The sequence below is a fragment of the Crassaminicella profunda genome (assembly GCF_019884785.1).
In the GTDB taxonomy this organism is placed as follows: Bacteria; Bacillota; Clostridia; order Peptostreptococcales; family Thermotaleaceae; genus Crassaminicella; species Crassaminicella profunda.
Genome location: NZ_CP082326.1, coordinates 585,818 through 607,149 on the forward strand (window position 1 = coordinate 585,818; position 21,332 = coordinate 607,149).

At 32.1% G+C, this 21,332-nt stretch carries 15 protein-coding genes; all 15 read left to right on the top strand.

Going from position 1 to position 21,332, the window contains the following annotated elements; translation table 11 throughout:
• The first annotated feature begins 318 nt into the window (after positions 1 to 318).
• Positions 319 to 1,527, top strand: a complete 1,209-nt coding sequence (locus K7H06_RS02400; protein ID WP_223038390.1) for an exonuclease SbcCD subunit D — start codon at positions 319 to 321, stop codon at positions 1,525 to 1,527.
• A complete protein-coding gene (locus K7H06_RS02405; protein ID WP_223038391.1) occupies positions 1,528 to 5,061 on the top strand; it encodes an AAA family ATPase in 3,534 nt (1,177 codons plus the stop codon).
• A gap of 98 nt (positions 5,062 to 5,159) precedes the next feature.
• Positions 5,160 to 5,933 carry a hypothetical protein gene (locus tag K7H06_RS02410; RefSeq protein WP_223038392.1) on the top strand — a complete coding sequence of 258 codons (774 nt, stop codon included), beginning with the start codon at positions 5,160 to 5,162 and terminating at the stop codon, positions 5,931 to 5,933.
• Between the two features lie 666 nt (positions 5,934 to 6,599).
• Entirely contained in the window at positions 6,600 to 8,192 is a 1,593-nt protein-coding gene (gsiB, locus tag K7H06_RS02415; RefSeq protein WP_223038393.1) for a glutathione ABC transporter substrate-binding protein GsiB, read from the top strand.
• Positions 8,193 to 8,253: 61 nt separating this feature from the next.
• Positions 8,254 to 9,174 carry a glutathione ABC transporter permease GsiC gene (gene gsiC, locus K7H06_RS02420; protein ID WP_223038394.1) on the top strand — a complete coding sequence of 307 codons (921 nt, stop codon included), beginning with the start codon at positions 8,254 to 8,256 and terminating at the stop codon, positions 9,172 to 9,174.
• A 20-nt stretch (positions 9,175 to 9,194) separates the two neighbouring features.
• Positions 9,195 to 10,082, top strand: a complete 888-nt coding sequence (locus K7H06_RS02425; RefSeq protein WP_223038395.1) for an ABC transporter permease subunit — start codon at positions 9,195 to 9,197, stop codon at positions 10,080 to 10,082.
• Positions 10,083 to 10,106: 24 nt separating this feature from the next.
• The gene (locus K7H06_RS02430; protein ID WP_343216806.1) at positions 10,107 to 11,093 is read left to right on the top strand and encodes an ABC transporter ATP-binding protein; all 987 of its coding nucleotides are present in this window, start codon (positions 10,107 to 10,109) and stop codon (positions 11,091 to 11,093) included.
• 3 nt (positions 11,094 to 11,096) lie between these two features.
• Positions 11,097 to 12,062, top strand: coding sequence for an ABC transporter ATP-binding protein (locus K7H06_RS02435; protein ID WP_223038397.1), 966 nt, complete (start codon positions 11,097 to 11,099; stop codon positions 12,060 to 12,062).
• A gap of 90 nt (positions 12,063 to 12,152) precedes the next feature.
• On the top strand, positions 12,153 to 13,895 hold the full coding sequence (locus K7H06_RS02440; protein ID WP_223038398.1) for a sigma 54-interacting transcriptional regulator: 1,743 nt from the start codon (positions 12,153 to 12,155) through the stop codon (positions 13,893 to 13,895).
• Between the two features lie 12 nt (positions 13,896 to 13,907).
• Positions 13,908 to 14,726, top strand: a complete 819-nt coding sequence (locus K7H06_RS02445; RefSeq protein WP_223038399.1) for a M55 family metallopeptidase — start codon at positions 13,908 to 13,910, stop codon at positions 14,724 to 14,726.
• Positions 14,727 to 14,737: 11 nt separating this feature from the next.
• Positions 14,738 to 15,808, top strand: coding sequence for a DmpA family aminopeptidase (locus tag K7H06_RS02450; RefSeq protein WP_223038400.1), 1,071 nt, complete (start codon positions 14,738 to 14,740; stop codon positions 15,806 to 15,808).
• Between the two features lie 201 nt (positions 15,809 to 16,009).
• Positions 16,010 to 17,086 (top strand): M42 family metallopeptidase, encoded by a 1,077-nt coding sequence (locus K7H06_RS02455; protein ID WP_223038401.1) that lies wholly within the window; start codon positions 16,010 to 16,012, stop codon positions 17,084 to 17,086.
• A gap of 237 nt (positions 17,087 to 17,323) precedes the next feature.
• Complete coding sequence (locus tag K7H06_RS02460) at positions 17,324 to 19,327, top strand: methyl-accepting chemotaxis protein (RefSeq protein ID WP_223038402.1); 2,004 nt, start codon at positions 17,324 to 17,326, stop codon at positions 19,325 to 19,327.
• Positions 19,328 to 19,729: 402 nt separating this feature from the next.
• On the top strand, positions 19,730 to 20,077 hold the full coding sequence (locus tag K7H06_RS02465) for a hypothetical protein (RefSeq protein ID WP_223038403.1): 348 nt from the start codon (positions 19,730 to 19,732) through the stop codon (positions 20,075 to 20,077).
• Positions 20,078 to 20,406: 329 nt separating this feature from the next.
• Entirely contained in the window at positions 20,407 to 21,282 is an 876-nt protein-coding gene (locus tag K7H06_RS02470; RefSeq protein WP_223038404.1) for a DegV family protein, read from the top strand.
• Positions 21,283 to 21,332: the final 50 nt, after the last annotated feature.

The window sequence follows — 21,332 nt, forward strand, 5'->3', positions numbered from 1 at the left end:
CAACAACTTTATATAAATAAGGAGGGTTTAGAAATTCCTTTCGAAATGATATATACATATAATACCCTATGACAAAAAGATTAAACAAAAATTTAGGATTAGGTTTGATAAGGGCATCGTTTAGATCAATGAGTTATTCTATATTAGGTTCTCAATTTCATAGAAGGAAACTATAAAGCCTTTATAGAAAAATAGAATAGAAGAATAGATCAACTGAAAATTTTATTGAGATTAGTAAATAATTCTATTGTTAAGATAGATGTTGTGGCTATATAAATTAGAATATATTTAAATTAAAATAAAAGAAGGAGACAATTTATGAGAATTTTACATACTTCTGATTGGCATTTAGGGAAAAATCTTGAAAATGCCAGTAGAATAGAGGAGCAAGAAAAATTTATTGATGATTTTGTGGAAATTGTTGAAGAAAATAATATAGACTTAGTGATGATTGCTGGAGATATTTATGATCATAGTAATCCTTCGGCCAAAGCTGAAAAGATGTTTTATAGAGCACTAAAGAAAATATCAAAAGATGGAGAGCGGATTGTTTTAATTATTGCTGGAAATCATGACAATCCTGAAAGATTAGTAGCAGCGAGTCCTTTAGCCTATGAGCAGGGGATCATCTTACTTGATAAGCCTAAGTGTAAGGCAGAGGTAGGACCATGTGGAAAACATAAAATTGTAGATAGTGAGGAAGGTTGTTTAGAAATAGAAATCAATGGAGAAAGAGCTGTTATTGTAGCCATGCCTTATCCTAGTGAGAAAAGGTTAAATGAAGTGATTTATGATAGCATTGAGGAAGAGAATCGCCAAAAGAGCTATAGTCAAAGATTAGGAGAACTCTTTCAAGAATTATCTAAAAAATATCGAGAGGATACGATTAATCTAGCCGTATCCCATCTTTTTGTAATCGGTGGAGAAGAATCAGCATCAGAGAGAAATATTCAGCTAGGAGGAAGCTTGGCAGTAAGGGCATCTGATTTACCATTAAAGGCCCAATATATAGCCCTTGGACATTTGCACAGACCTCAAGAAATCAAAAACAAAAATACAAAGATTGTTTATGCAGGCTCTCCTCTTCAGTATAGTAAAAGTGAGAGGGGCTATAGTAAATGCTGTTATAGGGTAGAGGTATCTGCTGGGTGTGAAGCGAAGGTTGAAAAAATACTACTAAAAAATTATAAGCCTATAGAAGTATGGAAATGTGAAAATGTAGAAGATGCTATAAAAATGTGTGAAGAAAATAGGGAAAGAGATGTATGGGTATATTTTGAAATCAAAACAGATCAATATATTACGCAAGAAGATATAAAAGCCATGAAAGGGTTTAAAAAGGATATATTGGAAATAAAACCTATTGTTGAGGGACATGAGGAGGAAGAAGTTTCTTATGATTTAAAGGAAAAAAACATAGATGAATTATTCAAAGAGTTTTATTATAGTCAAAGAAGTGTAAATCCTACAAAAGAAATTATGGACTTATTTTTAAAAGTAGCCAGTGAGGAAGGAGATGAAGAATAGATGAAGCCTATTACATTAAAAATAACAGGACTCAATAGCTTTATAAAAGAGCAGACTATCGATTTTAAAACCCTTACAGATACGGGCCTATTCGGAATCTTTGGTCCTACAGGAAGTGGGAAGTCTACTATATTAGATGCTATTACCATTGTATTGTTTGGAGAGATTGTAAGAAAAAATAGAGATTTTATGAATACAAATTGTGATACTTTATCTGTAAGTTATGAATTTGAAATTGGATTAGGCGTAAACAGAAAATGCTATATAGCTGAGCGAAATTTTAGGAGAGATAAAAAGGGAAGTATTAAAACAAAATATGCAAGACTTATGGAAAAAAACGAAAGCGAAGAATTATGTATGATTGCAGAAAAGCCTACGGAGGTAAAAAAAGAGGTTGAAAAAATAGTAGGGCTTACTATAGACGATTTTACTCGTTCTGTAGTACTTCCCCAAGGAAAATTCAGCGAATTTTTAAAGCTTAAGGGAAGAGAAAAAAGAGATATGCTAGAGAGAATTTTTGGTCTTGAAAAATACGGGAAGCAATTGGGAGAAAAAATTAAAAAAGCTAGGAATATAGAATTAAAAAAACAAAGTGAATTGAATGGTGCGTTAAAAAGATTTGAAGGCATCTCTGAAGAAAGTTATAAAGAAAAAGAGCAGGAGCTTCAAATCCTCAAAAACGAAGAAAAAGAGATGGCAGAAAAAAAGAAAAAAGTACAAACTGATTATGAAAAGTATCAAGGTATTTGGAATTTGCAAAAGGAAATGAAGACTTATGAAGAAAAATTTAAGGGTTTAGATGATAAAAAAGAAGAGATGGAAAAACGAAAGATTCAAAGCATAAGAGGAGAAAATGCCCTTTTCGTAAAGCCTCATATAGATGAAAGAATAAAAATTGAAGAAGAATTCAATAAGAATAATGAAAAGCTCGTAAGTCTTGAAAAACAATTAGAAGGAATAAAAGAACAAATCATTATTATAGAAGGAAAATATAAAAAATCATTAGAGAAAAAAGATCATGAAATTCCTATATATATCAACAAAGAAAGTGAATTAAAAAGAGCTATTGAAATAGAAAAAGAGATGAAAGATTTAGAAAAAGAAAGAAAGTTATTGATCAAACAATATCATGAGCAAAATGATAAAAAGAAGGAAATGACTAAAAAATTAGCAGAAAATGAAGAAACAGAAAAAACACTAAAAGAAAATCTGAAGGATCAAGAAAAAAGAGTGAGCATGATAAAGATTGACCTTTCGTATAGAGAAAAGATAGAGAAATCTTTAGAAATAGAGAATAATTACAACAGCCAACAGCAGGAAAATCAAAAGTTAAGAATAAATCTTGAGGAGAAAAGGACTAGCTATAAAAGCAATGAAAAAGAACATGAAAAAGTAGTAAAGCTACAGGACGAAAAGAAAAACAAATTGAATGAATTACTAAAAAAACAAAAGGGTTTACAAAATAATTGCCCTGGAAATGATGAAAATTTATTAAAAGCTCAAGCTAATTTAACCCAATTAAAAAGCAGATTAGATGAAAAGATAAAAGATACAGAGAAAAGAGATGCGTTAAATCTTGAATATAAAAAGATAGACAAAGAAAGAAGAGAACTGGAGATAAGATTCAATCAATGGAATGAAGCACTACAGGAAAAAGAGCGTATGAAAAAAGCATTAGAAGAAGAGATTGCACAAATAGAGAGAGAAAATGCAGCAGCTATTCTTGCAGCAAATCTTAAGGATAATGATCCTTGTCCTGTATGTGGAGCTATTCATCATATTCATTTAGCTGTAGGGGTAGATGCTGAGATTTTAGAGAAAAAAAGAGAAGAAAAAAAATCTTTAGAGGGAAAAATAAAAGAAATCGATAAAAACTTAAGAGGGGTTGAAAAAAACTTTGATTATGCAAAAAAAGAAATTAACAGACTTGAAGATGAAATAAAGCTACTAGAGGAAAAATTAAAAGAAATCCATTTAGAAACCCTCAAAAAATCTTATAAAGAGAATGAAAAAGATTTTGAAACCCTTAAAAAAGATATAGATATTTGGAAGAAAAATAAAGAGGAATTAGAAGATCAACTAAATGAACTAAAGGATGAAAAAAATAAAATAGATCAAGAGGAAGCTAGACTACGGGAAGGGGTAAAAAAGGACAAAGGAGTTCTTGAAGGATTAGAAGAAGAATTTTCTCAAAAACATAAGACCTTTGAAACTTTATCTAAAGATTATGAAGTTTTGAAAAAGGAATTGAACATAGAAAGCTTCTCTGATGAAATGAATAGAATAAAGAAGGGTGAAAAAGAAATAGAAAAGATACAAAAAAACCAAAAGGAATTAAGAAATAAGATAGAGCAGATGGAACCACAAACAAAAGAATTAAATGGACAAATAAGCCAGTTGAATGAAGAATTAAGAAGCATTACAGATGTAGGACAAGAAAAAAGAAAAAATATAGATATTAAAGCAGAAGAAATGAAAAAAATAACAGAAGGAAAAGATCCTTCTAAATATATGATTGAAGTGAAAAATAAGATTCAAGAATTGAATGACACAGTGAAAAAATTAAACGACCAATTAGAAAATGAAAAAAATAAAAGAGAAGAAATAGTAAAAGATGTGACGAGTAAAAGTCAAAATAAAAGAAATCTTATTCAAACACTACAAAAGCAAAGGAATAGATTAGAAGAATTATTGAAAGAACATGATTTTGAAAATGAAGAGGATGTATTAGAGGCATTTATTACAAAAGAAGAGATAGATCAATGTAATAAAGTAGTAGAAGGTTATGAGAATGAATTAAGAAATACCTTAGACAATATGAATAGGATTAAAAAGCAATTAAATAATGAAAGTATTGATGAAGATACTTGGAACAAAATTCTAGAAGATAAGAAAAATTATGAAAAACTCATTGAAGAAAAGCACAGAAAAATAGGTGCACTTGAGAGTATATTGAATCAAATAAAAAAGGATTTAAAAGAATTAAAGGAGCTTAATAAAAAATATAAAGAAGTGCAGCATCAATTAAGTCTTTTATATGATATAGATAAGTTAATTCAAGGAAATAAGTTTGTAGAATTTGTAGCCATGAATCAGTTAAAATATATAGCAAGGGAGGCCTCAAGAAGACTATTATCTATTACAGCCAATCGATATGCATTAGAGATTGACGATGAAGGAAATTTCACTGTAAGAGATGATAAAAATGGAGGGGTTGTAAGAGAAACTGCATCCTTATCAGGAGGAGAAACCTTCTTGACCTCATTAGCACTGGCATTATCTTTATCCTCTCAAATCCAATTAAAGGGAAGTGCGCCACTGGAATTTTTCTTCCTAGATGAAGGATTTGGTACATTGGACGCCAATCTTTTAGAGGTGGTTATGACATCTCTTGAAAAACTTCATACAGACAAATTGTCTGTAGGGATTATTAGCCATGTGGAGGAACTAAAAAATAGAGTACCTGTTAAGATTTTAGTCACCCCTGGAGAAGAAGGGGTAGGGGGAAGTTGTGTAAAGCTTGAGTATAGTTAATAAACATATTTTAACCTTTTTGTAACTTTTTCAAAGCATCTATATGGTATACTTTTTTTCAGCAATAACAATATCCATAGAAAGAGGAGATGCAAAAGATGAAAAATTACAAAAGAGTGATAGCTCTTGGACTAATTAGTGCAGTTATGATTACAACAGTAGCTTGTACAGGAGATGTAAAAGATACAGCTAGTAGTACTCAAGTAGAAAGTACCAAGGAAGATGAAAATACACAGGCAGAGGAAATTGGATATAATTTTGATAAAATTTATAAAAACCCTGAAATCCTAAAGGAATTTACAAAAATGGATGCAGATTATAAAGCTTATTTAGAAAATGAGCCAGTGAGGGCAATGTTTTTAGATGAAAATACCAATCTAACAGATGAGACAGATGTGTATATTTTAAAAGAATCAGAAGACCCAACAGCTCTTTACTTATATATCAAAGAAGATAAAGTGATCAATGCTAAATTAGATGCATTCAATGGAGAAGTGAATACAGAAGGATATGATTATGATACTTTGGTTTACAATTATAATCATATGGAAAAGCAAACAAAAGAGGTGGATTTTCCTTATGATTTAGAAGAAAAAAGAGAAGATACACAGAAAGAATTAAAAGAAAAATTTGAAGGAAAAAGTTTAAAAGAGCTACAAGATGTATTAAAGGTCTATACACCCCTTTATAGATATATGAGAAAAGATACAGATAAAATATTAGAAACATATATGATTATTAGCGAAGCAGGATATACAGCAAGTAGTACCATTAATGTAGTTGTGAAGGATGGAAAAATCGAAAAATTATATATAGATGATAGCTATCAACCAAGTAATGATCCTGTTGGACTCTTAAAAGAGATGAAATAGGAATATTTGAATAAGTGAATATAAAAAATGAGATGGTAATAGATTCAATAGAATAGCAGTAAAATTTATTAAAAGTAGAATCATTTAAATTGAAAGAAGATAGAGTACTTCAAGAGGAAGGAAATATCTTCTTTTTTATGTTGTTCAAAAGAGAATATTTTTAATAGGGTTAAATAGGGTGTTTGGGATAGAAAAAAGAATACAAAATATAGGAAAAATAAAGAGAATATAGAGTATTATACGAAATATTACTAAAAAATGGTTGAAATAGGTTGATGTGTATGGTAATATGTTTATCAAACAAAATATTCTTTCAATTCTAAAAAAGAATGTGATGAATCAGGTATATTGCAACTTTTGTTTTAAAGAGAATAATGTCTCTTGTTTTAATTTAGAAAAATGAGTTGTTTGTTTAAAAAATAACAGGGATAGAATGGGAATAGAAAAAATTTTTCAATGTATATATTTCAGAATTTTTATTAAAAAACAAGTTACTACATTTAAAATTTCAAAAAAAGATAGTTTTAGGAAAAATAAGCAGTAGGGATAGTGTCTTGTCTAAATGAATAGGGTGTGAACCCTTTAGGGGATGCATCAGAAATGAGAGTTTATAAAAAGCAATAAAAGATAAAAAAATATATCTTAAAAAAATAAGGGGGAAATGCAATGAAAAAGAAATTTTTAGCAGTTTTTTTATGTTTTATTTTGATGGCAGCAGCTTTAGTTGGATGTGGTAATAATGCATCTGAAGAAACGGCTAGTCAACAAGATCAAGCAAGTGGTGATGCAGAAGCAAAGAGTAAAGATATTGTCATAGGGGTAGGAGCTACATTTATTAGTATGGACCCACATGATACAAATGATACTTTATCCTATTCTGTTCAAAAGAGTATGATGCAGGGACTTGTTGGTTTTGATAAGGAAATGAATGTTGTTCCTGTTCTTGCAGAAAGTTATGAAAGCAACAAAGAAGCTACAGAGTTTACATTTAAACTACATGAAGGAATCAAGTTCCATGATGGAACAGATTTCAATGCAGAAGCAGTAAAGGTAAATGTAGATCGTCTAGCAAATCCTGAAAACAAATTAAAAAGACATAGTTTGTTTGAATTAGTAGATCGTACAGAAGTAGTAGATGAGTATACAGTAAAAGTAGTATTAAAAGAGCCATTTGGTGCTATGATCAATACTTTTGCTCATCCTGCTGCAATGATGCACAGTCCAGCAGCACTTGAAAAATACGGAAAAGAAGTTTCTAGAAATCCAGTAGGAACAGGTCCTTTTACATTTAAAGAGTGGGTACCTGGAGATCACTTAACAGTAGTAAAAAATGAAAATTACTGGAAAAATGGAATGCCAAAGGTAGATAGTGTTACCTTTAAACCAGTTCCAGAGAATGGAACAAGGGTAGCAATGCTACAAACTGGAGAAGCTGATTTTATCTATCAAGTTCCACCAGAGCAAGCAAAGATTATTGAAGGACAAGATGGAATTGTATTAGAAAATACACCTTCTATTATTGTTAGATATTTAGCTATGAACTGTATGAAAAAACCATTTGATGATATTCGTGTAAGAAAAGCAATTAATTATGCCCTTGATAAAAAGGCTTATGAAAAAATTGTTTATCAAGGATTTGCAGATGATATGAAATCTATCATCGCACCGAACGTACAATTTTATGAAGAACAAAAACCATATACTTATAATGTAGAAAAGGCAAAAGAATTATTAAAAGAAGCTGGATATGAAAATGGATTTGAAACAACTATTTGGGGAAATAACAACTCAGATACAGTTAAATCTATGGAATTTATCCAACAGCAATTGTCAAAGATCAATATCAAAGTAAATGTTGAACCTATGGAATCAGGAACAAGAGCTGAGAAAATCTGGTCTGTTCAGAAGCCAGAAGATGCAGGACTTGAGATGTATTATGCAGGTTGGTCACCATCTACAGGAGATGCTGATTGGGGAATTAGACCATTATTTGCATCTAATGCGTTCCCTCCAAAGTCTTTCAATACAGCATATTATGCTAGTGAAGAAGCAGATCAATATATTGCAGCAGCTATAAAGACAGCAGATCCTGAAAAGAGAAATGAAGCTTATAAAAAAGTACAAGAAATTATATGGAATGATGCGCCATGGGCCTTCTTAGGAGTGAATCAAAACATGGCAGGTAAAAAGGCTTCTTTAAAAGGGGTATATTTATTACCAGATGGATCTTTAAGTGTAGAAGAAGCAGAAATTAAATAGTACTTCTATTGAGATAAGCGCATTTGCTGCTTATCTCAACAATTTTAAAGGAGGAAAAAACGTGCTTAAATATTTTATCAGACGAATATTATCAGTGATTCCAATTTTAATTGTCATTTCCATATTTGTCTTTTTGTTTGTACATTTAATTCCAGGAGATCCAGCAAGATTAGTAGCTGGAGAAGATGCAACGGCTGAGGATGTAGCTATTATTCGCTCAGAGCTAGGGTTAGATGCGCCATTACATGAGCAATATTTTACCTTTATGGGAAATTTGTTTAAAGGGGATTTAGGAAAATCCTTAAAAACAAGAAAACCAGTTACAGAAGAGATTGGAAGTAGATTTATGCCTACTTTCACATTAACATTATTTAGTATGGCTTGGGCAGTTGTCTTTGGACTCATTATAGGCGTTGTATCGGCAACGAATCGGAATAAATGGCCAGATTATTTGGGGATGATTGTAGCTGTTTCAGGCATATCTTTACCATCTTTTTGGCTTGGACTAATGCTTATTCAACTTTTTTCTGTAAAATTAGGATGGTTTCCAACAGGTGGTTACGGAACCTTTGCCCATTATATATTGCCATCTATGACATTAGGAGCAGCTGTTGCAGCAGTACTTGCAAGATTTACCCGATCTTCATTTTTGGAAATCATGAAAGAAGACTACATCAGAACGGCTAGAGCAAAAGGGTTAATGGAAAGAATTGTTGTTTGGAAACATGCCATGAGAAATGCATTAATACCAGTAATTACAATGATTGGACTAAGATTTGGATTTTTACTTGGAGGCTCTATTGTAGTGGAAACCGTATTTAGTTGGCCAGGGCTTGGGCGACTTCTCATTGATTCTGTAAACTTTAGGGATTATCCAGTGATACAATCAGAAATATTATTGTTTTCATTGCAGTTTATCATCATTAATTTGGTGGTTGATTTATTGTATGCCTTAATGAATCCAGAAATTCAGTATGAGTAAGGGAATAAGGGGGTTTTTATGTGACAGAAAAAGTAGTAGTCAATGAAAAAGAGGAGAAACAAAAAATACGCACGCCAATATCAGAGTTTTGGAGAAAATTTAAGAAACAAAAAGTTGCAGTATTTGCAGGAGGTATTATATGTATCCTTGTGATTTTAGCTATTTTTGGTGAACAGATTGCACCATATGCATTAGATGCAACAGATTATGATCATCCAATGGAAGGACCATCTCTTTCACACTTCGCAGGAACAGATGCCTATGGAAGAGATATTTTAAGTAGAATTATCATTGGTTCGAGAATTTCTTTAGTGGTAGGCCTTAGTTCTGTAACTGTTGGAATGATTATCGGGTCTTTATTAGGACTCATTAGTGGCTATTATGGGGGGATTTTAGATAATTTGATCATGAGATTTTGTGATGTTTTATTTGCTTTTCCAGGAATTTTATTAGCCATTGCTATTGTTGCCATTTTAGGGCCGGGCCTTGAAAATGTGGTGGTGGCAGTTGCCACTTTCAGTATACCCGTCTTTGCTCGGATTGTACGGGGGAGTACACTATCTATAAAAGAGACGGTTTATGTGGAAGCTGCCAAAAGTATCGGAACAAAAAACTATTGGATTATGCTGAAGCATATTTTACCAGGAACTGCTTCTAGTATCATTGTCTTTTTTACTATGAGAATCGGTACATCTATTTTAACAGCTGCAAGTTTAAGCTTTATAGGACTAGGTGCACAACCTCCTACACCAGAATGGGGAGCTATGCTAAGTGGTGGAAGAGATTATTTAAATGTAGCACCACATATTACTATTTATCCAGGTCTTGCTATATTTATCACAGTTTTAGCATTTAATTTATTAGGAGATGGATTAAGAGATGCATTAGATCCAAAGTTAGACAATTAATAGATAAAGGAGATGAATATAACTGTGAAGAAGAAATTATTAGAAGTAAAATATCTGAAAACCTATTTTTATACAGATCAAGGGGTTGTACCAGCAGTAGATGGTGTGGATTTATATATAAATGAAGGGGAAACCTTAGGAGTTGTAGGGGAATCAGGATCAGGAAAAAGTGTAACCTCTCTTTCTATTATGAGATTACTACAGGATACTTCAGGAAAAATCGTCAATGGGTATATCAATTTTGATGATAAAGATTTATTATCCTTATCTGAAAGTGAAATGCAAAACATTCGAGGAAATGATATTGCTATGATTTTTCAAGAGCCTATGACCTCTTTAAATCCTGTTTTAAAGATCGGAGAACAAATTCAAGAAGCGGTTGAACTGCATTTGAAATTAGCTAAAAATAAGGCAAAAAAACACGTTGTAGACATGTTAAAAGCTGTAGGGATTCCAAGATCAGAAGAAATTTATGATGAATATCCTCATCAACTTTCAGGGGGCATGAGGCAAAGAGTTATGATTGCCATGGCCATGGCTTGTCGTCCTAAGTTATTAATTGCAGATGAACCTACTACAGCCCTAGATGTTACGGTTCAAGCACAAATTCTAGATTTGATGAAAAAATTAAAGACAGAAAATCATACAGCGATTATGATGGTAACGCATGATTTAGGGGTAGTTGCTGAAACCTGTGAAAGAGTAGTTGTTATGTATTGTGGGAGAGTAGTTGAATATGGGGATGTATATGAAATTTTTGAAAAGCCTATGCATCCTTATACGAGAGGATTATTGAATTCGATTCCTAAATTAAGACAAAAAGTAGATCGACTAGATTCTATACCAGGGACAGTACCTAATCCTAAAAATATGCCTAAAGGATGTAAATTTGCACCAAGATGTGCTGAGGCAATGGATATTTGTTTTGAAAAAGAACCTCCATTATTTTATATTGATGAAGGACATAAAAGTAAATGTTGGAATTGTAAAAATCATATGGGAGAGGATTAAAATATGGGCGAGCAATTAGTTAAGGTAAACAATCTTAAAAAATTATTTCCTATAAAAAAAGGATTATTAGGCAAAACAAAAGCTTATGTGAAAGCTGTAGACGGGTTGTCCTTTGAAATTTATAATGGAGAGTGTTTTGGATTAGTAGGAGAAAGTGGTTGTGGTAAATCTACAACAGGAAGAATGCTCCTAAAACTAATAGAACCTACAGAAGGTGAGATTTGTTTTGAAGGAAAAGATATTGTCAAGATGAGTCAAGAAGAAATGCGTATGAAGAGAAAAGATATCCAAATGATTTTCCAAGATCCCTATGCATCCTTAAATCCAAGAATGACTGTAGGTGAAATTATTGCAGAACCATTAAAGGTACACACAAAGCTTGGTAAAGAGGAAAGAGCAAAACGAATTTATGAGTTATTAGAAATGGTAGGGCTCAGTGGATATCATGCCAATCGATATGCTCATGAATTCAGTGGAGGACAAAGACAAAGGATTGGTATTGCCAGAGCCTTGGCAGCTGAACCAAAATTGATTATTGCAGATGAACCTGTTTCTGCATTAGATGTTTCTATACAGTCTCAGGTACTAAATTTATTGCAAGATTTAAAGAAAGAATTTAATTTAACTTATGTTTTTATTGCCCATGATTTAAGTGTAGTAGAGCATATTAGTGATCGAGTTGGGGTTATGTATTTAGGAAGAATTGTAGAGATTGCAGACAAAGATACTTTATACAGTGATCCTTCCCATCCTTATACAAAAGCATTACTAAGTGCTGTACCTATTGCTGATCCTAGAGCGAAGAAAGAAAGGATTATATTAGAAGGAGATGTTCCAAGTCCTGTGAATCCACCAAGTGGATGCAGTTTTCATACAAGATGTAGAAATTGTATGGAGATTTGTAAAAAGGAAAGACCTGTATTAAAAAAGATAGGTCCATCCCATGAAGTTGCTTGTCATCTTTATTAATGGATATTTTATAGAAAACAATAAGATGTAAAGCTATGAAGGATTTGAATTTATTCCTCAGAAAAAATAGGATTTGAAAAGGTGAATATAATGAAGAGAAAATACCTAAAAAGGAAATTAGTGATTATTTGTATTCAAGAAGGTTATATGGAACGAATGTTGAGTCAATTAAAAGAAATATTTTCCGATAAGGTAGAAATTCGGGGGATCACAGTGAAAAATTTGATGAAAGAAAAAATAGATCCTGACGAAATTCTTTTGTTATCTAATCAATCCATTGTCCCTATGGTAAAAACTTTTTTTCAAGACATAAAGAAATATATATTAATCAAACGTTCCGTTAATTTGATGAATATGAAAAAATTATGGTTGCTTCCTAAAGGACAAAAGATTTTGGTCATCAATGATACAGATCTTAATACAAAAGAAGTAGTAGAAGAGTTAAGGGAATGTATTTTTGAACATGATTATTATGGTTACCCCATGAATAATCCCATACCAAAAGAGATTGATTATGTTATTACCCCAGGAGAAATGCAATTCATACCTGAAGGGGTGAAAAATGTTATAGACATAGGGCCTAGGGTAATAGACTTAGAGACCATTATGAAACTTTTTGAAATTCTAGGTTTTGAGTATGACCATGTATGGATTATGAAACGATACATGAAAGCATTAAGTCTCCTTACACAAGATGAGCCCATGGATAAGATGCATCTATTAAATAAAATTGATACAAAAGCAAATTATTATTTTTCAGATATGATTTCTTATAGCGAAAAAATAGAAAATACTATTCAAATGGCTAAGAAAATGGCAAAGGATGAAAAAAATATTCATATTTATGGGGAGATTGGAACGGGAAAAACACTTTTGGCACAAGCTATTCATAATGAATCAAAAAGAAAAGAAAAGGTTTTTATTATGGTGGATTGTTCTTTGATGTCAGAAAAAACACTCGAAAACAAGTTGTTTGGGTATGAGGATGAAGCTTCTAAAAATAAGGTTCCAAGCTTGTTAGAACTTGCAGATGGAGGAACCTTGTGTTTAGAAGCAATCAATGGGCTCTCCTTTAAGCTACAAAATAGATTGCTTCAAGTGATCAAAGAGAATAAGCTTACTAGAAATAATGGAATAGAACCTATTTTGATTGATGTTCGATTGATTACAACGAGTACAGTAAATATTTTAGGGTTAGTAAAAGAAGGGGAATTTTCTAAAGAATTATTTTATAGAATGTCTCCTTATGCTTTAAGATTACATAATTTAAATGAAGAAAATGTACAATTAGAAGCTTTGATTGAGGGATATTTGAAAAATAATCTTAAGAGAGAGGAGTTAATCATTGAAGAGGATGCTATACAAATCCTTAAAAACCATAAATGGAGAGGTAATGTAAGAGAATTATTTAATGTATTAGCTCATATTGCTTGTATGGATGTAAGTAGAATCGATAAAAGTGATCTCCCTTTTTATATAAAGACCAACGAAGTTGTAGATGAAAAAATTTTTGATCATACGGTACAGAAAAAAACAATAGATGTGGAGAAAATGATTAAAGAAATAGAAAGACGTGGATTTTTAGAAGAAAGCTTAAAGATATTAAATGTTTTTCATGGTGGGAAAGAAGCCTATAAGGCCTATGGACGTTTATCCTTAAAAAAGAAATTAGAAGAAATCCATATTTATCTAACAGAACAGCAGTTAAGATTAAAGCTTGAGTGGTTAAAAGATTTAGGTTTATTAAATGTAAGAAAAGGAAGAGCAGGAACCATTCTTTCAAGAAAAGGAAAAGAATTTTTAAAAGAACTAGAGAATAGGAAATTAGAATAAGGGGTGGGGACCATGAAGATTTTTATTTCAGCAGATATTGAGGGAATCGGTGGTGTTGTTCAAGGGGTTCAAACAAAAGTAGGAAATGGGGATTATGAAAAAGCAAGAATTTTAATGACCCAAGAAGTAAATGCAGCTATTGATGGGGCTTTAGAAGCAGGTGCAAAAGAGATGGTTGTAAATGATTCCCATGGAGGCATGCGTAATCTATTAGTGGAGGATTTAAGAGAGGAAGCAACTGTCATTTGTGGAAAACCGAAAAAGAATTCCATGATGGCAGGACTTGATCAAACCTTTGATGCTATATTATGCATTGGTTATCATCCAATGGCAAAACATGATGGTACCCTCTCACATACTATTAGCGGATATGCTTTTTCAGATATACAGATCAATGGAAAAAGCTATGGAGAATCAGGGATTTATGGTGCTTTAGCTGGAAGTTTTGGGGTGCCTGTAGTATTGTTTTCTGGGGATGATGCATTAGAAATGGAAGTAAAAAGAGATTTTCCTAAAGTTCAAGTAGCCGTAGTAAAAGAAAATATAGCTGCTAATTGTGCAAAATGTATGCATCCTAATAAAGCTAGAGCATTAATCAAAGAAAAAGTAAAACATGCTTTAAAAGAATTAAAGAATATGGAACTTTTTCAATTAAAAGGACCTTTAGACATGAAGATCAAACTCAATTCTGTTTTGATTACAGATTGTGTAGAAATTATTCCAAGGGTCAATAGAGTTTCTTCTGATACCATTGAATATATTGCTGAAGATATCCAAGAAGGGGTTCGATTGTTAAATACCATATCTGCTATGGCAAGAGGACTTATGTAGGGGGAAGGGGTATGAAAAATCAAAAAAGAATAAGGGACTATGGCATAAATATAGGAAATATAGAACCAGGAGAAAAAAATGCAATCACTGATGTATTAGGAGTGAAGGTAGGCCATTTTACTTTAAATGAAGGAAATATAAAAACTGGGGTCACAGCTATACTTCCCCATGAAGGGAATTTGTTCAAAGAAAAGGTTTTTGCTGCATCTCATGTGATTAATGGATTTGGAAAAACCATAGGAACCATTCAAATTGAAGAATTAGGAAATATTGAAACACCTATTATTTTGACAAATACTTTAAGTACAGGGATCGTAAGTGATGCTTTAATACAATATATGTTAAAGGGAAATAAGGATATTGGAAGGACTACAGGGACAGTTAATCCTATAGTTTGTGAATGTAATGATGGCTATTTGAATGATATTCGAGGGGGACATGTAAAAAAAGAACATGTATTTTCTGCTATTGAAAATGCAGATAGTGAATTTGAAGAAGGTAGTGTTGGGGCAGGCACAGGTATGTCTTGCTATAAACTAAAGGGTGGAATCGGAACAGCCTCTAGAAAGGTCAAGCTAGATGGGGATGATTATACAGTTGGAGCATTGGTTTTAACCAATATGGGACATAAAAAGGATTTAATGATTAATAGGATGCCTGCTGGAAGAATGATAGAAGAAATAGATCAAAAAGAGGATTTAGAAGAGGATAAGGGATCTATTATCATGCTGTTAGCAACAGATATTCCTATGAGTCATAGGCAACTGAAAAGAATTTCTAAAAGAGCTATTGTAGGTCTTAGTCGAACGGGTTCCCATATTGGAAATGGTAGTGGAGAAATTGTTATTAGCTTTACTACTGCAAATACCATGTTGCACGATAAAAAAGAAGATTTAATGGACATAAAAATCATTCATGAAAATAATATGGATTTTGTTTTTAGATCTGTGGCTGAAGCTGTAGAAGAAGCTATTTTAAACTCTTTAATCACAGGGAAAAGTACTATAGGAAGGGATGGTAATCATAGAAAATCGTTAAATGAGTATATGGATAGCATCCTTAAACAGGTAGAGCCAAAATAGACTGCTTGTATAATAAAAGTAAGTTTAGCTACTGAATTTTATGGTATATTTTTAGTTTTGTTATCAGATGAAAATCTATAACAAAGGAATCATTCTAAAATAGAGGGAGAGAAAATTTAGTATTTGCTAGATTTTGTTGTTTATTGATAAAATCTATTAAAAAATATTTCTAAATAAAAAGGTGAAGGAGACGGTGAGAGGATGAATACAACAGCTTCTTTAGAAATGATTAGAGATTTTTCAAATGCCAATGGCGTATCAGGCTTTGAAGATGAAGTGGTAAAAGTAATCAGAAAATATGCAAATGATCAGGTAGAGATCAAAGAAGATCGTCTTAGAAATTTATACTTACATAGAAAAAATAATAAAGGAAGTCAACCTATTATCATGATCGATGCTCATTCAGATGAGGTAGGGTTTATGGTTCAATCTATTAAGGAAAATGGAATGATTAAATTTATTCCTATTGGTGGTTGGGTAGCTCAAAATGTACCTGCTCAAAGGGTTAGGATTATTAATGCTGAGGGAGAGGTAATTATTGGTATTGTTGCTACAAAGCCTCCTCATTTCATGTCAGAGGCAGAAAGGAAGCAAGCTGTAGAAATTTCAAATCTAGTAATAGATATTGGCGCTACATCAAGAAAAGAGGTCATAGAAGTTTTCAAAATAGAAGTAGGTGCTCCAATCGTTCCAGATGTTACATTTAGATACAATGAGACCAATGAAACATTATTAGGGAAAGGTTTTGACAATCGATTAGGGTGTGCTGCCCTTATAGATACCCTTAAGACGTTAGAAAATGAAGAGTTAGATGTGGATGTTGTTGGAACCGTTTCTGCCCAGGAGGAAGTAGGTACAAGAGGTGCATTTGTTACAGCCAATACAGTAAAGCCAGATGTAGCCATCGTCTTTGAAGGAACCCCTGCTGATGATACTTTCATGGATGAATATGAGTCACAATCTGCATTAAAGAAAGGCCCTCAAATAAGACATAGAGATAACTCTATGATTACCCATCCAAGATTCACAAGATTTTCACGACAAATTGCCAAAGATTTAGGAATTGATTTTCAAGATGCTGTAAGGTTAGGTGGTGGGACAAATGGGGGGAGAATTCACCTATCCAATGGAGGGGTACCAACTATTGTCATAGGGATTCCTGTAAGATATATACATACCCATCAAGGATTTTCAGCACTTATAGATTATAAAAATGCTGTAAAGTGGGCTAGTGAAATTGTTAAGAGTTTAAATAAAGAAATCATCGAAAAATTTTAAAGAAAAATGATTTGAAAGAAGATAGAGTACTTCATGATGGAGGAAATATCTTTTTTTTATTGATAAAAAAGAACGGGATAAAATTCCAAAAAAATTTTGATCCATAAAGGAATGAAAGTATTAGAAAATGAGTTGTTGGAGAACTATCGATATAGGATGAAAGGAAGTTATTGGAATACAAAATAGGAAAATATAGTATTATATACAAGGTTATAGAATAGAAAGGGGTTTATTCCAATGAAAAGCTTGAAAATCAAGTTGATTCTATATTTTTCTATTATCCTTTGTATAGGCTGTATTAGTTTAGGCATTATTTCTCATATCAATGGATCAAGGGCATTACTCCATAGTGTGAACAATAATTTAGTCCTTATGGCACAAGAGTCTTCACAAGTCATATCAGAAAGAATCAATATTGAAATGGAAAAACTAAAAGTAGTAGCTTCACAAAGGAGCATTACCAATCCTAATGAACTTATTGAAGACAAAATGGAAGTATTAAAAGAAGAAGTGAAAAGAAGTGGATATGTACTAATGGACATTGTTAATAAAGAAGGGATTTCTAGATCAACTAGTGGGAAAAATCAGAACTTGAAGGATCGAGAGTATTTTAAAAAGGCCATTGAAGGGCAAACTGCTATTTCAGATTTATTGATTAGTAAAGGGGATCAATCTTTAGTCATTGCTTATGCAACACCAATAAAGTACAAGGGAGAGATTACAGGTGCGTTAGTTGCAGTGCGAGATGCTAAAGATTTTAGCCAGATTGTTTCTGATATAAAAATAGGTGAAACTGGCTATGCCCATATCATTAATCATGAAGGAAAAATCGTTGCAGATCAAGATATGAATAAGGTGATGAAAGAGGTCAATATTTTAGAAAAAGCAAGAAAGGACTCTTCCTTAAAAAAGTTTGAAATAGTATTAAACAAAATGGTTCATAAAGAAAAGGGAAGTGGAGAATATAAATATGAAGGAATTGACAAAATCATAGGGTATGCCCCTATTGCTCATACCAATTGGTCCATGGGGATTACAGTGCCAAAAGAAGAAATGTTAGTGGAATTAAATACAATGAAATATTCCAACTTTATTACGTCACTCATTATACTGATTATTGCTATCATAAGTATATCCTTTATAGGAAGTTCTATAGGAAAGCCCATTGAAGCCCTTGCGCTTATGATTAATCGATTAGCCAAGTATGATTTGAGATTTGATGAAAAGAGTGAAGTTTTTAAATATAGAAAAAGAAAAGATGAAATTGGAAACATAGCTAATTCATTAGGAACCATGCAAGGAAATTTGATGGATTTAATGAAGAAAATATCCCATGGAAGCCATCATGTAGGAGTTTCTTCTAAAGAATTAGCTGCTAGTTGTCAACAAGCAGTAACTGCTACAGAAGAAGTAGCAAAAACGATTGAAGATATTGCAAAAGGGGCTAATGATCAAGCAAGAGATATAGAAGCAGGGGCTGAAAAAGCATATGCTTTAGGAAACTTAATAGAGAAAAACCAAGAATGTATGCAAAATGTAAATAATTCTTCTAAAAGGGTCGTTCAACTAATAGATGAAGGACTAGTAATCATCAATGAATTGATTGAAAAAACCAATGGAATTGAAAATGCATCTAAGGATATTTTTCAAGTGATCATACAAACCAACAAAAGTTCTACTAAAATTGGAAAAGCCAGTACTTTAATTGCTTCTATTGCAAAACAAACAAACTTACTTGCGTTAAATGCTACTATAGAAGCAGCACGTGCAGGCGAAGCAGGCAGAGGATTTGCTGTAGTGGCAGGTGAAATAAGAAAGTTGGCAGAACAATCAACTAGATCAACAAAAGACATTGATCAATGGGTAAAAGAATTGGTAAAAAATGCTAGTGGTGCAGTAACAACTATGGAGAATGTATCAAAAATTGTAAAAAAGCAAGGAGAAAGTGTAAAAGAGACAGAGACAAAATATAAGGAAATTGCCCGTGCCATAGAAAAGTCAACAAAAGGAATTACTCAACTAGATGTTGCAGGAGAGGAAATGGAACATAAAAAAAGAGAGATTTTAGAAATCATGGAAAACTTATCAGCTATTGCACAACAAAATGCTGCAGGTACACAGGAAGCAGCGGCTACAACACAAGAAGAAACGGCTTCTATGAATGAAATTGCAAATGCTAGTGAAGGTTTGTTAGAGATTTCTAAAATATTACAAGAGTCTATCGCTAAATTTAAGATATAAAATACTTTTCTTTACAATGAGGATAAAAATATGGAAGATCCAGATAAACATTCGCAATATTACAACGATTAAATAATTTAATGCATTCAAAAAAACAATTGCTATATTTACAATGATTTGTATTAAAAAAAACTACAAATCTACAATGAATAAGGCATGAAAACAACCTTTCATATTGAATTTTGGGTAAAATATAGGTGTGATTTTTCAGACAAAAGAAACTTGTAAAAAACATTATTGCTTAGGAAATGGGACCAAAAAAAGGAAGGGTTTTTAGGGGAATTTTTGTGTTGAAATTACATTTGGGATATTGTATTATGTACTGGCGAGAGAAAATATAAAGACAGAAGATACTCAATTTTATCTGTATATTTAAGAAAATAGAAGAAAGGTGTGGTACAAATGAAAAGCTCAAAAGAAACAATTTTAGAGTATTATTTAAAAGCATTTACATTATTCGTAGGATTGGTTACAGTTGTTGGCTTATCAGGACTTTTATTCAGCATTAGTTGGGTAGTCGTTAACAATATATCAGAAGTAGCTTCAAACATCATCATAGCAGCACTACTAAGTATAATGGGAACAAGAATGGTGATTATATATATGGGGACCCATAAAGCTACCTTTAAAATGGATGAAAAATCTTGGAAAAGACGATCATTGGCTTTTATTTATAGCATGATGCCAAGTGTAGCAGGGATCAAAGCATTAAAACCTGTTTATGCAAGTAAAAGAAATAGAGTTTGGTAAAAGAGTGATTGGCAGTTCAGTTCTTTAGTTTTTTAAAAATATAGAAGAGTTAAGTTTGAGTGATCATTATTCAAGCTTAACTCTTTTTTTATTAAAAAAATTGAAAGATAATGGAGGAAATTAACAAATTTAATAGAATTTTATATAATCAGTTGATGGATTAGAAAAGAATCTGGGAATCAAATGTTTGTCTATGTCTATAAAGATAAAAAAATAGAATGTATGATGATTTTAAGCTCTTGAGATAGAGCCAGAAGCTTTTAATGATGAATGAACAGAAGATCAATAAAAATATCCTATAGAATAATAAATGTAAGGTGGCAATAGATATGATGACGAAAATAATTACAGATAGTACAGCTTATATTCCAGAAAGATTAAAAAAAGAGTATGATATAGAGGTTATTTCATTAAGCGTTGCTTTTGAAGACCAGGTATTTAAGGAAAATAATATCAGCAATGATACCTTTTATAAAAAGCTAGATGCAAGCCATACAATACCCACTTCTTCTCAACCTTCTATAGATGAATTTTACAAAATATTTGAAGAAAAAGTAAAAGCAGATCATCCCGTTGTAGGGGTATTTATTTCTTCAGAGATGAGTGGAACCTATACTACGGCTAACTTAGTAAAAAAGATGATTCTAGAAAATTACCCAAATGCAAAAATAGAAATTATCGACTCAAGATCAAATTGTATGCAACTTGGATATGCAGCCATTGCAGGAGCAAAATTAGCAAAGGATGGAAAAAGTATTGGGGAAGTGGTAGAAGCTGTGAAGGAAAATATAAAAAGAAGTAGATTTATTTTTATACCAGATACACTAAAATACTTAAAAAAAGGTGGGCGAATAGGTTCAGCAAAAGCATTATTAGGTTCCATGCTTCAAATAAAGCCTATTCTTACAGTCATGGATGGAAAAACCCATATGCTTCGGAAAGTAAGGACAAAAAAGAAGGCACTAAAGGAAATGATAGATCTATTTTTAGAAGATATTAGGGACCATGGTTTAGGAGAAGTAATGGTTCATCATATTCATTGTGAAGAAGAAGCCATAAAGTTTGCCAATAGTCTATCAGAAAAAGTGGGAGAGTCTATAGGAATAGCCTCCATAGGACCAGTTATAGGAACCCATGTGGGTCCAGGATCATTAGGGATTGTATATTATACTCAAAAAGAATTGAGAGAGGTCATGTTTGAATAATTTCTTATCCGTTCATTTAGTATTGACTCCTATCTAGAATTAAGCTATAG